This is a genomic window from Kibdelosporangium phytohabitans, assembly GCF_001302585.1.
GTDB classification, from domain to species: Bacteria; Actinomycetota; Actinomycetes; order Mycobacteriales; family Pseudonocardiaceae; genus Kibdelosporangium; species Kibdelosporangium phytohabitans.
In genome coordinates this window covers 3,705,982-3,718,764 of the sequence record NZ_CP012752.1, presented here as the reverse complement: position 1 = coordinate 3,718,764, position 12,783 = coordinate 3,705,982, and the positions used below count along the sequence as shown (strand labels likewise).

Here is a 12,783-nt window from a genome sequence, read left to right as displayed (position 1 = left end):
GTCCCCTGGCGGCCGGTGTGTCCCTGAATACTGGCGTTCGCACTGGTCAGCGGACCAGGTCACCGACCGGCCACTTATGGCCGATCGGGGCGATAGAGTCGCCGGGACACGGGATCGGCGGGGAAAGGCACTGTGTGACGCGGGAATTCGGTGCGCTGGTGAGGCAGTGGCGCGGCAGGGCCCAGCTGACGCAGGAGCAGCTCGCCGAGAAGGCCAAGATCAGCGTGCGGACCGTTCGGCGGCTGGAAACAGGCGCGGTCAGCAACTTCCGGTTCGACACCGTCCGGATGCTCGCCGACGCGCTGGACCTCACGGCGGACGAGCACCGCGAGCTGATGGCCGCGGCGGGCGTGGTGCCCGCGCTCCCGGGGAAACCGGAAACCCGGCCGGACGTGAGCTCGCCGCTGGCCGCGGTCGCCGACCGGCTCGCGGCTGTGCTCGAAGGCAGATGGCAGCGGGAACTGGAACAACGCGGCGCCCACAACCCGTTCCCGCTGCCTGTCCGGTGGCAGCCGGTACCCGGGGAGCTGGCCGACCACTGGGACAACATCCGCCGCGTTCCGCCCAAGCACACAGCGAGCCCGCTCGACCTCACGGGTGACCTGACCGAGATCGCGGACGTCTACCGGCGCGTCCCGTCCGGCCGGCTGGTGGTGCTCGGCCGCGCCGGGGCCGGGAAGACGATCCTGGCGCTCCGGTTCGTGCTGGACTACCTGGCCACGCGCACCAGCGCCGACCCGGTCCCGGTGATCTTCAGCCTGGCCTCGTGGGACCCGGCGGCAGGCACCCTGCGGGACTGGCTGGTCAACCGGCTGCTGCGCGACCACCCGGACCTGGTCGCGAACGCGCCCGGCGGTTCGACGCAGGCAGCCGCGCTGGTCGACGCGGGCCGTGTCCTGCCGGTGCTGGACGGGTTCGACGAGATCCCCGAAGTACTGCGCCGCGCCGCGTTGCTGGCGCTCAACGGCACGTCGCTGCCGATGCTGCTGACCAGCCGTCCACACGAGTACCGCAAGGCCGTCGCGGCGAGCGACGTCCTGACCTGGGCGGCGGGTATCTGGATCGCCGACCTCACCCCTGCCGACCTCGCCGACTACCTGCGCCGATCCAGTCGCACCAGCCGCTGGCACCCGGTCCTGACCGAACTGCGCGACCAGCCGGACGCCCCGGCCAGCAAGAACCTCATCGAGGTGCTCAGCACACCGCTGATGGTCGTGCTTGCCCGCACCATCTACGACGATGCCGAATCCGACCCGGCGGATCTGCTGGACACAAGCCGGTTCCCGACGTCGGGCGACCTGGAGGACCACCTGCTGGGCAACTTCGTGCCGACCCTCTACCGGACTCCGGCAGCGGGCGTGCGCCGGGACTGGACCAGCGACCGCGCGCAGCGCTGGCTGGGCAATCTCGCCCGGCACCTCGACCGGCTCGGCACGCCCGATCTCGCCTGGTGGCAGCTGGGGAACTCGCTCAGCCGCCCGGCACGCGTCCTGGGAGTCGTCCTGGCATCGGCGATCGTCACCACACTGGCCGACTGGCTGATCTACCTGCCGGGCTACGTGCGGGATTCCGGGTTCGCGTCCGGGTTCGGCTTGGGCCTGCTGGACGGGCTGCTGCTGGGGCCGGTGGTCGGACTGGGTTTCGGCCTGGTGTACACGCTGATGATCTTCGGCGGTGTCGTGTTCGAGCCCGCACGCGTCCGGATGAGGTTGTTCGGGTGGAACGGCCGGACATCCGTGGCCAGGACCTTCGCCGCGAGATCCGGTGCGGGACTGCTCGGCGGATTCGTGGTCGGGTTCGTGCACCAGCTGATGGCCACGGCCGGGCGCGGGGTGCTGCACGGCTTCCCGTCGCCGATCGGCGCGCTGATCGAGACGACGCTGACCAACATGCTGGTGTTCGGCGCGACCTTCGCACTGGCCGCGGCCGTGGCCTTCGGTCTCACGTCGGTGCTGGAAGCACCCGTCGACCTCGACTCGGCGACCAGCCCGCTCGCCATGCTGCGTACCAACCGCACGACCGTCCTGGGCCGGGTTCTCGTGCTCGCGCCGACGTTCGTGCTGACGATCGCCTTCGGCGGCATGCTCGTGGCCGCCCTCCTCGACGGACCGCTCAGCTGGCCGCTGTCCTACGGCCTCTCCGCAGGAGCCCTGGGCGGAGTGACCGGCGCGCTGTCCTACACCTTCGCGTTCACCGCGTGGGGCCAGTGGCTGTTGTTCGCCCGTGTGTGGTTGCCTCTCAGCGGCAAGCTGCCGTGGGCGGTCACCGCGTTCCTCGACGACGCCTACCGCCGCGGAGTGCTGCGCCAGGTCGGCGCCGTCTACCAGTTCCGCCACGCCCGCCTCCAGGACCACCTCAGCCGCGCCCGTGATACTCCTCTTCGGACTCACGCGACCCTGCGCGAACCACGAACGTCCCTTTGAATGTGGTGGGAGCACACTGACCGCTGAGGAGACGTCGAATGTCGCGCCGCGCCCGTACCGCCATCTTCGCCCTGCCGCTGCTGATCACCGCGTTGATCTCGGCGGCGTCCACGGCGAACGCGGTGATCGACGGCTCGGTGAGCCGCTACGGCCCGTGGGCCGTGCGGATGCTGGTGGACGGCCAGCCGCTCTGCACCGGGACCGCGGTCAGTCCTGAATGGATCATCAGCGCGTCGCACTGCTTCTTCGACCTGCCGGAAGCCCCGGTCGCGGACTCGCGCATCGAGTTCCGCGTCGGCAGCCTGGACATGCGGACCGGAACCCCGGTGCACCCGGTGCCCGGCAGCCGGGTGCGGAACCCGGACGGGCTCGACGTGCTGCTGATCAAGGTGCCGAGGATGAACATCCCGGTGGCGCGGCTGTCGAGCTCGGCAGTGCAGCCAGGGCAGCGGGTGCGGGTGCTCGGCTGGGGCGCGACCTGCGACGGTGACGAGAACAACTGCCAGTCGAACGTGCTGAAGCAAGCGGACCTGCGGGTGCAGTCCACGCAGCCGGGCGGGTGCGACGAGTACGGCACTCCCGACGGCGCCAACTTCTGCGCGGTCCGGCTGTCCGGCGGCCCCGCCGGGGGCGATTCAGGCGGCCCCGTCGTGACCTCCGCACCGCGCGGGAAGGAAACGCTGGTCGGCGTGTTCTGGGGCGCCGACCGTTCGCGGCTGGTGGGCGCGAGCGCGATCTCCCACCAGCTCGGCTGGATCCGTTCCGTCATCGGGAAGTAGTCGCGACCGTCATGCCCATGAGGTCCCTTGAGGTTGGAGCCAGAGCGACCGCACGGCGTTCATCGACAACGTGCTATCTATGGCGGACGAGCTGAAACGCCTGCTGCGCGGCACCGCCACGGAACAGGACACGCTCGGGCTGGTGGCTGTTGCGACCGGTGGGCTGTCCACGGGCGACCTCGCGCACCTGACCCGCGAACCGGAGTGGGAGATCAGCGACCGGCTCCGCACGGTGACCGGCCGGAGCTTCGCCACCCGTGCCAGCCAGGCCACAGGGACGTGAGGTTTACCTGCTGGGACACGAGGAGCTCCACCGGAGCGCGCTGGAGATGCTTGGTCCCAAGCGGATCCTGGGTTATCGCGGGCGGTTGCGCGCGTGGGCCGACGAGTACAGTCGCTGGATTGGCCGCGTGACACGCCGGAATACCTGCTGGCCGGGTATTTCCGCATGCTCGCCGAAGCCGGCGGCACGCCGGGGATTGTCGCGTGCGCCACTGACCCGTTCCGGCAGGACCGCCTGCTCAGCCAGTCGAGCGGTGACAGTGCCGCGATGTCGGAGATCACGGCGTCGCTGGCGGCCGCGGGTGATCACGACCGGGTTGATCGGGTGATCAGAGCCATCATCAGCCCGCAATGGCGAGCGTGGACGCGGGTGAACTCGACCACATCACCGGGCCGTCGCGCTGCTCTCGTCCGCGCCAGCCGACCAACTGCGAAGCCGGGTCGCGGAGGCGCTGGCCATCGGCCGGTGGAACGACTGCGTCCGGCCCCTCGTCCAGCTGGTACCGGGGATTCCGGAAGTGGTCCGCACCGAACTCGCCGTCGCACGCCGCCTTCCGCCAGAGCCGTGAGAGCTACTCCACGTTGCGCGCCAGGATGCCGAGTGTCGCACGCAGACCGGCCTCCGGGATGACCGGGAATATCCCTTTCTCCCGGTACCGCTCGTCGATCTGGCTCCAGTCGTAGTACGAGGTCAGCGTCGTGCCTGTGGCGCTGGGCTCGAGCCGGTAGCCGTACAGGTGCCTGATCGGCGGCTGGACGCTCCCGGAGATCGTCCACTCGATCAGGGCGTCCTGCTCGAACTGGGTGATGATCACCGTGACGTCGTACTTGCCCATCGGGTAGTCGTTGAGCGCCTCACGATCCATGTGCACCACGAACTCGTCGCCGGCCTGCCGGACCGGGTCGCCGTCGGCGGACTGCAACATGCCCGAACTGTCGATCAGCACGTGTCCCCGCGGGTCGCACAGCAGGGCGAACACCTTCGACGGAGGTGCCGCGATCTCACGGCTTACTTCGAACCGTTCAGCAGACATGTCAACACCTTGACACATCTCGCGTTCCGGCGCGTGTCACGGTCCCGACCTCACGTCCGGCAAACCTTGGCGCCGAGCATCGTGCGTGCCGTCCACAGTGGGACCGCCGGTGTGCCGTGGCGCGCGCCGACCACTTCGGTGACGCGCAGGTGAACTTTGATCATTCGCTCCCGGTCCGTTGCGTGAAGTGGCCCGATCCCCGCGTCCGCCGCCAGTAGCGTGGAACGTGTCGCAGGCCAGCAGGAGGAGGATCGGTGGCCGACCGAGTCGCGGTGGACGCCGCGCATCTCCGGAACTTGAGCAGGCAGTTCCGGGCCTCCGCCGACGAACTGCAGGCGCGGGTCCGGCAGTTCCGGGCGCAGGCGGAAACCACCAGCGGTGCCTACGGCGAAACGCCGAACGCCGCCGCGGCCGAGCGCGAGTACCGGCAAACCGTCGAGCAGACCCTCGAAAAACTCGGGAAGATGCACCGGGACCTGATCCAGAACGCGGACGCCCTGGCCAAGCAGGCGAAGGACTACGAGGACACCGAGGCGGAGAACGCCGCGCTGGTCACCAACACCTTCCGCCCGGGGTCCTGATGTCGCAGAGCGCACTGGCCGAAGTCGGCCTCACGGATCCGGGCGGCGATCCGGCTGCCCTGTACCACAACGCCCAATGCTGGGCGGACATCTCGGCGTACCTGTCCGACCACAGCACCCGCATCGCCGAACTCACCGCGGCCGGTTTGCGGAACTGGGAAGGTGACGCCGCGAACGCCTTCGCCGCACGCGGGACTTCCTTGGCACAGAACGCGTCCGTGGCCGCGTACACCACGGCAGCCGTCGCGGCCGAGCAACAGCAACACGCGCAAACCCACGAGATGGTCAAGCAGATCATCATCGAGCTGAGCATCCAGATCGCCACCATGCTGGCGTTCTACGCCGCGGCGGCGCTGTTCCCCGCGCTGCTCGCGTGGGCGCAGGCGTGGCTGACCTACCTGATCGCCACCGGAGTCCGGGTGCTGCGGATGCTCGCCCAGGCGCTCAACACGTTGGTGCGCTTCCTGATCCAGGCACGGACGTGGATCAACGGGGTCGCCGAGCTGACGTGGAACACGCCGAGGTTCAGCCTCGGCTACGGCCGGATGATCACCGAAGGCATCCGCGACATCGCCATCGACCTCACCGCGAACCTCGTGGCAGCGGGCATCCAGCACAAGAAGGTCGATCCGGCGCAGCTGTTCATCAGTGCCGGGATCAGCGGCGGTATCGGCGGAATCGTCGGCGGGCTGGAGAAAACCGGCGTGCGGAAAGCCCTCGACGAGGCGGGCAACGTCAAGCGCGGCGCGGACGGTCTGCCCGAGTTCGTCCCGTTGGGCAAGCAGGCGCAGAACTTCGTGAAGGAGGCCGGCTCGCCGCCCAGGCCACGTCCCGAAGCACCACCGCCGTCCCGCGCCACCGAACTGCTCGCCAACGCCAAGAACTCCTACGACGACGCCCGAAATCTCGGCCTCAAGGGCGCGCCCGGCGAGAACCACCGCCTCGCCGACGACCTGGCCGCGACCCGAAACCGTTACGACACAGCGCTCACCAGGCACACTGAAGCGAACGACAACGTCCGCCGGCTCGGCGACGACGTGTGGACGCGCGAGCAAACCGTGCGCAGCTACCGCAACGCGGTGGACCAAGCCGACCTCCGGTTCAGGTCGGCGGAGACGAAGGTATCGCTGTACCGGTCGTCCGGAAACCCGTCCTGGGTGGACGAAAGCATCCGCGAACTGGCAGACGCCCGCGCGGAACTCACCGCGGCCACCCAAGGCCTGCGCACAGCGGAAGACTCGCTGAGCACCTCGCGGCGGAACCTCTCCGACGCGGAACGAACCGCGGCACGCGCGAACGACGAAGCCGAGGCGGCCGAGGCGGCCCACCGGCTCGCCAGGGACCGGGCGAACGCGTGGATCAGGCACGACGCGGCCAGGGATGCCGCACGCGCGCAGACCACGTTCGGCGAGCAGTTCCAGTTCGTCCGCCGGAACAACGAGTGGACCGACTCGTTCGGCGACCCCAAGTGGTGGCAGGAGATCGTCTTCTACGACGTCCCCAAGGACGCGGTCAAAGGGGCCGCCAACGGCGCGGTGAAATCCGCCGTCGAAGTCGCCAGGGGCAACGGCCAGAGCGGTGACATCTGGAAGGACGCACTGCTCGGCGGCGCGACCGGAGCAGTACGCGGCGGCGTGAACTCGGTCGGCAGCAACCGAGCCTTCCCGGCAGGCGGCATAGAGGAAACGCTGTGGAAAACCGGCAGCAAGACCATGGACGACTACGCACGGCGTGAGATCAAGGAAGCCACGTACGGAAAGCCCTGATCAGGAGAGCCTTGCGGCTCCCCTCCCGCCTGCCTAGCCAAGCAAGCGCCCGTATTCGAGGCGACGAGCACCGGCACAGGTCGCCGCGTAGCGCAAGCCGCTGAGCACAAAGTCCCCCAGGCCGATCGTACCGAGGCTCTCGGCGGGCAACCCGGCCGCTCGCAGGGCGACGTCTCGAATACCCGCGTCCTTCAACGCGTTGATCAACGCCAGCGCACCCTCGACCTCATCACGGACCTTCTCGTCGAGGAAGTAAGCAGGCGGCACACCGAAGAACGTCGCCAAGGCGGTGAGGTGCTTGAGTGTCGGGTTGTCGCGCTGCCCCCGTGCGCAGGTACGCTCGTAAGCCATCCACATCAGTCAAGGGCGCCGGGGTGTTCGCCTGGCCGTGGATACCTCGACTGTTCACTGAAGCGGTTGCTCCCCCAGGAATCTGTCCTCTTCACCATCGGCGAAGAACGGATCAAGCCGAAATGGCGCGCGAGCGACTGTCACCCGGATCCGCGGACATTCACGGCGAGCCCACCGGACTCGGAAAGAATCCCTCGGCTGCGTCATGCATCGCGATGTCGCGGTCCTCGAACAGTTCGCGCCATGACGTGACATCCCGTTGCCTGCCCGGGGACCATCCGACCTCTCGCAATACGGAATCGACTTCGTTCGAGAACCTCATGATGGTTGCGTCCTGTCGCTGACGGTCTCGCGTGACGAACTTCAGCCTGAACACATCCGACTCTCACACGGGCCAACCGGTGTGCCGTGCGGCTGCTTGTCCGCGCGAGCGAGCACGGCGGACTTCGTTCCACGACCGCGTACCGGTGGCGGTGACGTCTCGGTTGTCGGCGGTAGCGAACTTGTGACCAGGCTTCAGGTCGACGGCTTTGGACAAGCGCTTGTCCGACTCCACCCAGAACGGGTTGTCGTCAGTCGCCACCACCGTTCCGCCACTGCCCGAGTCGGAACCGGCAGCGACCTCGACCAGTGTCCGCTGACTCGCGTACGACCGGACGTGGGTCACCTCGCGAACCTCGGTCCGCCCGGTTGTCGGACCCGGCGCCAGGACGTTGTCCCCGAGCGTGATGTCCTTGATCGGCTTGCGGGTGCCGTCAGCCATCAGGACCAGGGGGTTGCCGTCGGAACTGCTGGGCGCCGTCCTGGTTGGCAAGTGGCGCCTGCCTGGCCGCGAGCCTTTACGAGCGGCTGCTTTGGCGGAGGGTTTCGGGCAGGGCCGTTGCACCAGAGTGGCACCGGTCAAGTTGACCGGTGCCACTCCGCATCACTTCAGGTTCTGCTCGGTCAGGGAGACAGCACCCGCGGGCCTGCCTTCACCACGCTCAGCGTGTCACCGATCGGGTCGCCGTCGGAGTTGCCGTCCGCGGTGCTGCTGAAGGAGGTCTCGGCCCCCACCCAGCCCCGGAAGCCACCGTTGTCGTCGATGACCTGGATCAGCGGCTTGACGTGCGAGTTCATCTTGTAGCACGTCTGCCCGGTGGACGGCCGGTAGCCCAGGCACCGGTACCAGTGCTCATAGGCGTTGCGCCGGTCCCCGGCGATGGAGGCCAGGTAGAAGTTGATCGTCGTGTTCTCCTTGCTCTCACCCGGCGGGTAGTACGTGCATCCGGCGCCCGCCGCGGTCTTGGTCGCCGTGCCGATGCAGCGCGCATCCCGGCACTGCTTGTAGACCGGCAGGCTCATGGAGCTGCTCCCGGAGCCGAGCTGGCCCTTCGAGATGCCGGAGTACCGGTAGGAGTAGTTCACCTTGTTCTCCGGCAACATCAGGTCGCTCGCGCTGGCGCTGGCCGAGAAGGGGGCGTTGGAACCGAACCCGTACCCCGCGGTCGCCGTGAACCCGCTGCCCGCGCCCGCCCAGTCCAGCTGGACCAGCGACGGATCCACTGAGCCGTCGGTGCGCGCCACGGTGTTGACCGTCCACCGCTCCTCCAGCTTCGCGCTCCCGCTGGGCCAGAAGACAGTCAGCGCCGAGCCGTCGACCTCATAGGTCCCGCTCACGGTTTCCGACGGTCCCGACATGAACCGCTTCGGTGTCCGCGTGTAGCACTGCGTGGGGCCACAGTCGGCTGCCGCGACAGGCGTGTCGACCCTGATGTCCCGCATGTTGCCCTGGTTCCACCGCCACCACTGCGCGGTCACCGTGCCGTTGTCAGGGTTGAAGGTGTACTGGCTGATCCGCAGCCAGTTGTCGGTGCGGTTGGTCCGGAAACCGCCGAGCGAGACAACGAAGTTGGTCTTTCCCCCTGGAGCTGGTTGCGCGGCCAGCGGCACGGACGCACTCGCGGTCGCACCACCCGCCGCGGCCATGCCGCCGAGCAACGCCATCGTGCACACGATGGGCGCTATTCTGCGCCGCATTGACAGAACTGCTGACATATCCTCAATCCTTCCCACTGTTTCCGCAGCCGGGCGTCACGGCTCAATCCGCAGGACGTATCGCTGGTTGGCCGTGCCCGAGCAGGGCGTTTGGACGATGGCCGCGTTGTTCGCGGTACTGGCACCTGCCACGGTCACGCACTTGTCGCTGTGCACGATCCGCGGCTGCACCACGACGTCCATGCCCGTTCCGCTGACGTAGTCGAGACGGAACTGCTGGTTCGCCTGCGGCACACCGGCCGGTTCACACGTCCACTGGCCGATCGCCGTGTTGTCCTCGTGCGACCAACCGGGAACGTCCAGGCACTTCCCGGTCGTCGTCCTCATCCGCAGGTACGGCGTGCTGCCGATCCGGTCCAGTTCGAACTGCTGGTGGCTCGCGCCCTGCACACAGTCCTGCTGCTGCAACGGCCCGCCGTTGGCCACGTTGCCCGCCGGGACCCCGGCGCATTTCTCGGAGTGCAGCGGCTGCAGGCGATAACGCCTGCCTGGCTCGATGTAGACGGCGTCCGGCACGTCTGCGACCTTGCCCTGCCAGTCGATGCGCTTGTCGGCGAAGACGGACCCGGCCGAGACGAACGTGTACATCTGCCGTTGGCCGTTGCCGGTGTCGTACAGCGTGGCGATGTCGCCCTTGCCGTCGCCGTTGAAATCCCCCGCGGCGAGTGATGCCTTGCGCGCGTCGAAGCTGGTGCTTTCCCAGCCGACCGACGTGGTCCAGCCGCTGCCGTTGCCCGTGAACAGCATCATTTGCGCCGACGCGTTGCCCCGGTCGTACTCGGCCACGATCTCGTCCTTGTTCCCGGTGTCACCGTTGACGTTCGTCGTGACGAACGTCGCACGTGCCCGGTCGAAGGTGGTGCTTTCCCACTGCGTCACCGGCGCGGCGAAGCCGGTGCCGGTCGACACGTGCGTCCAGAGCTTCGTCTGCGTCGTGCCGGGCGCGCCCCGGAACGCGGCGATGTCGTCGTCACCGTCGCCGTCGAAATCTCCCGCGACCGGCGAGAGGTGGTTGACGTCGAGGCCGTTGGCGCCACTGTCCCAGCGGAGCACGGGCGGCGCGAACACCCCGCCGCTGACGTGGTGCACCCACAGCTTGGTCTGCGCACCGGCGAGTCCTTGGAACACAGCGAGATCGTCGTCACCGTCCCCGTCGAAGTCACCCGCGACCGGCCGGAGGTGGGACAGGCGGTAGTCACCTGTCCAGGCGGGCTCGCTTTCCGCGTCGAACCGGTTGCCGTCCGAGCGCAGCAGGTACAGCCGCACCTTGCGGTCCGGGTCTTCGCGCAGCACGGCGATGTCGCTGCGGCCGTCGCCGTCGAAGTCACCGTTCGCGCTCTTGATGCGGTACATCGGGAAGCCGCCGCTGACATCGGTGTCCCAGCCGACGTAACCGGAGGAGAACCCGCTGCCGGTCGACAGGAAGTTCCACGCCGCGGTGCGACCGTTGCCCTGGTCGAACAACATCGCGAAGTCCGCGCGGCGGTCACCGTTGGTGTCCGCGCGAACCGGCGTTCCCGGCACGGTCCGCGCGTGGGCCATCATCGTCCACACTGGACCTGCCGGGCTGATGTTGCCCGCCCGGTCGACCGCGCGCACGTAGAGCGGCCTGGTGGAGGTGTCGTCCCACAGGGTGATCGGCACGGTGGCTGAGCCGTCCGCGTCGGCCGCCACCCACATCGTGGTCTTGTCCTGCTGGAAACCGTAGCGGAAGCCGGCGACGTCGTTGTCACCCGCGGCTCTCGTGAACGTCACGGTGCCCAGCTCGCCGATCCCGCGGACCGCAGTCCGGTCGGGGAAATCAGCGGAGGTGATGGCCGGCAGGGCAGGCCGCGTCCGGTCGACGGTGAAGTAGCAGCGTGGCGAGTCCGGACTGGACAGTCCAGCGTCCTTGATCCTGGCGCGGTGGTTGAACACCTTCGCCGGTTGGTCCTCCGGCAGCACCCCGGCGGCGACCGGGGTCCACGAGAACGCCCCGCCCGATCCGATCGTCGGGCCGTCCATGGTCTTGACAACCGTGTCGTTGTCCAGGATCTCCAGTTGACCACGCACGTTGTCACTGTCCGGATCGGACGCGATCGCGGAGAAGGTCGGCGTCGCGGTGTTCAACGCGGTCGGCGCGGTCGCGGTGCCGCACGGCGTCGGCGGCACGGTCGTGAAGTTCATCGGCGCGCGTGGGGCGATGTTGTACTCGACCACGAGCTTGGCCGTGGCTGGGTGGAACTTCTTCCACTGCCCCGCGTCGCTCTCGTTGGCCGCGCGGAACCCGAACGTCAGCGCACTGGCCTTGATGTTCGCGGCGTTCTGCACCACCGCCTGCATCGCGGTCGAGCTGAACTCCATGGGCTTGTCGGGCTGGCCACCGCAGCCGGAGCCCTCGTTGGCGTTGCCGGATCTTGTGTCCAGTTTGGACAGCCAGTGGTTCGCGGTGGTGTTCCACGTCGTGTTCACGGCCGGGTCGATCGCCCTGGTGTGCCAGAGGTCCACCGGGGTGGCGGCACAGGCGCCGGAGTGGTCGAGCGTGATCGCCAACCAGGTCCGCAGCACACGTGAACCGGCGAACGGCGCCGAGTTGAACTGGAAGAACGAGCGGTACCGCGAAGCAGGCGAGCTGTAGTTCTGATAGCCGACCCTGGCCGTGTCCCGCTGCTTGGTCCAGTAGTCCTCGGTCGCGTCGAGACCGTTCACCGACGTCCAGCGGTACTGCGTCGCACTGTAGGACGGGTCGATGTACAGCGGGTAGTCGACGTCGGCCGCAGCCAGCATGTTCGCGTCCGGCAACACGGTCAGCTCGTTGCCGTCGACACGCACCTGCATGGGCTTGTGGTCGAGCTCCGGCGTGGTCGCACCCCGTGTCGCCGGGGGCGTCTCCCACATGGTCGGCGCACCGGACACGAAGATCGCGTTGCCCGCGGTGTCGACGGCCGTCGTGGTCCCGTTCTCGCCCACCTTGACGCGCAAGCCACTGGCCCGGTACTTGATCTGCCGCAGCGCCGGATTCGCCGCGGCCTCGGCGTTGTGCACGACGAGGACCTGGGAGAACCCGTCGACATCGGCCCGGACCCGCAGGTCCACCCCAGGCAGGACACCGGGGTACGTGGCCGTGTCGCCGTCGAGCTTCGGCTCCGGCAAAGCACTGGGCCATGCCAACGCGAGTTCGTTGCCGTCCCGCTGCGCGGCCACCAGCGCCCCACTGCCGCCGCCGGACAGCTTCACCTTCACCGGCGTCACCTTCGGCCGCACTGTGCCGTCCGGATCGCGCACGAGCGTCGTGTCCACCGGTGCCCAGCCGTCCGGTGTCCGTGCCCGGAACGGCCTCGCGAATTCCTCGACCGTCCTCGTACCGGACGGATTCTGGAACACCCGCGTGGTCTCGGACCCCAGTGCGGTCAGTTCAACCGGGCTTTCCGGCTCAGGCTCGGCGGCGTGGGCGGGTGAACCGGGCACCAAGCAGGCGGCAGCCATGACGACAGCGATTGTTGTTGATCTCAAGCCAAGCGCCCTTCAGAGCCGAAGGTGAATTGTGATTG

At 68.3% G+C, this 12,783-nt stretch carries 10 protein-coding genes; 5 read left to right on the top strand and 5 right to left on the bottom strand.

The window, feature by feature from the left end; all coding sequences use genetic code 11:
• Positions 1–134: 134 nt before the first annotated feature.
• The 3 genes from AOZ06_RS17105 (at position 135) to AOZ06_RS17095 (ending at position 3,485) form a co-directional block, all read left to right on the top strand.
• Positions 135–2,423 (top strand): NACHT domain-containing protein, encoded by a 2,289-nt coding sequence (locus tag AOZ06_RS17105; RefSeq protein ID WP_054290307.1) that lies wholly within the window; start codon positions 135–137, stop codon positions 2,421–2,423.
• Between the two features lie 38 nt (positions 2,424–2,461).
• Entirely contained in the window at positions 2,462–3,202 is a 741-nt protein-coding gene (locus tag AOZ06_RS17100) for a trypsin-like serine protease (protein ID WP_054290306.1), read from the top strand.
• 79 nt (positions 3,203–3,281) lie between these two features.
• The gene (locus AOZ06_RS17095) at positions 3,282–3,485 is read left to right on the top strand and encodes a hypothetical protein (RefSeq protein ID WP_054290305.1); all 204 of its coding nucleotides are present in this window, start codon (positions 3,282–3,284) and stop codon (positions 3,483–3,485) included.
• 571 nt (positions 3,486–4,056) lie between these two features.
• Here the strand turns inward: AOZ06_RS17095 and AOZ06_RS17090 are convergent.
• Positions 4,057–4,518, bottom strand: coding sequence for an SRPBCC family protein (locus AOZ06_RS17090; RefSeq protein ID WP_054290304.1), 462 nt, complete (start codon positions 4,516–4,518; stop codon positions 4,057–4,059).
• Between the two features lie 254 nt (positions 4,519–4,772).
• Between AOZ06_RS17090 and AOZ06_RS17085 the strand changes: the two genes are divergently transcribed.
• Both AOZ06_RS17085 and AOZ06_RS17080 read left to right on the top strand, forming a co-directional pair.
• Positions 4,773–5,099, top strand: a complete 327-nt coding sequence (locus AOZ06_RS17085) for a WXG100 family type VII secretion target (protein WP_054290303.1) — start codon at positions 4,773–4,775, stop codon at positions 5,097–5,099.
• Positions 5,099–6,865 (top strand): hypothetical protein, encoded by a 1,767-nt coding sequence (locus tag AOZ06_RS17080; RefSeq protein ID WP_054290302.1) that lies wholly within the window; start codon positions 5,099–5,101, stop codon positions 6,863–6,865. The genes AOZ06_RS17085 and AOZ06_RS17080 overlap by 1 nt, the downstream gene beginning before the upstream one ends.
• A 33-nt stretch (positions 6,866–6,898) precedes the next feature.
• Here AOZ06_RS17080 and AOZ06_RS17075 read toward each other — a convergent pair whose 3' ends face one another.
• The 4 genes from AOZ06_RS17075 to AOZ06_RS17055 all read right to left on the bottom strand — a co-directional run bounded on the left by AOZ06_RS17075 (position 6,899) and on the right by AOZ06_RS17055 (position 12,718).
• Positions 6,899–7,216: a hypothetical protein gene (locus AOZ06_RS17075; protein ID WP_157233078.1), complete on the bottom strand. Its 318-nt coding sequence runs from the start codon at positions 7,214–7,216 to the stop codon at positions 6,899–6,901.
• 385 nt (positions 7,217–7,601) lie between these two features.
• The gene (locus AOZ06_RS17065) at positions 7,602–7,979 is read right to left on the bottom strand and encodes a Hint domain-containing protein (protein ID WP_054290299.1); all 378 of its coding nucleotides are present in this window, start codon (positions 7,977–7,979) and stop codon (positions 7,602–7,604) included.
• Positions 7,980–8,161: 182 nt separating this feature from the next.
• Positions 8,162–9,235, bottom strand: a complete 1,074-nt coding sequence (locus AOZ06_RS17060) for a hypothetical protein (RefSeq protein ID WP_157233077.1) — start codon at positions 9,233–9,235, stop codon at positions 8,162–8,164.
• 54 nt (positions 9,236–9,289) lie between these two features.
• On the bottom strand, positions 9,290–12,718 hold the full coding sequence (locus AOZ06_RS17055) for an RICIN domain-containing protein (protein WP_054290297.1): 3,429 nt from the start codon (positions 12,716–12,718) through the stop codon (positions 9,290–9,292).
• Between the last annotated feature and the right edge of the window lie 65 nt (positions 12,719–12,783).

Excerpts from the sequence above, each read along its gene's own strand:
- AOZ06_RS17100 (WP_054290306.1), top strand. The coding sequence starts at position 2,462 with ATGTCGCGCCGCGCCCGTACCGCCATCTTCGCCCTGCCGCTGCTGATC.
- AOZ06_RS17095 (WP_054290305.1), top strand. The coding sequence starts at position 3,282 with ATGGCGGACGAGCTGAAACGCCTGCTGCGCGGCACCGCCACGGAACAG.
- AOZ06_RS17090 (WP_054290304.1), bottom strand. The coding sequence starts at position 4,518 with ATGTCTGCTGAACGGTTCGAAGTAAGCCGTGAGATCGCGGCACCTCCG.
- AOZ06_RS17080 (WP_054290302.1), top strand. The coding sequence starts at position 5,099 with ATGTCGCAGAGCGCACTGGCCGAAGTCGGCCTCACGGATCCGGGCGGC.
- AOZ06_RS17075 (WP_157233078.1), bottom strand. The coding sequence starts at position 7,216 with ATGGCTTACGAGCGTACCTGCGCACGGGGGCAGCGCGACAACCCGACA.
- AOZ06_RS17065 (WP_054290299.1), bottom strand. The coding sequence starts at position 7,979 with ATGGCTGACGGCACCCGCAAGCCGATCAAGGACATCACGCTCGGGGAC.
- AOZ06_RS17060 (WP_157233077.1), bottom strand. The coding sequence starts at position 9,235 with ATGCGGCGCAGAATAGCGCCCATCGTGTGCACGATGGCGTTGCTCGGC.
- AOZ06_RS17055 (WP_054290297.1), bottom strand. The coding sequence starts at position 12,718 with ATGGCTGCCGCCTGCTTGGTGCCCGGTTCACCCGCCCACGCCGCCGAG.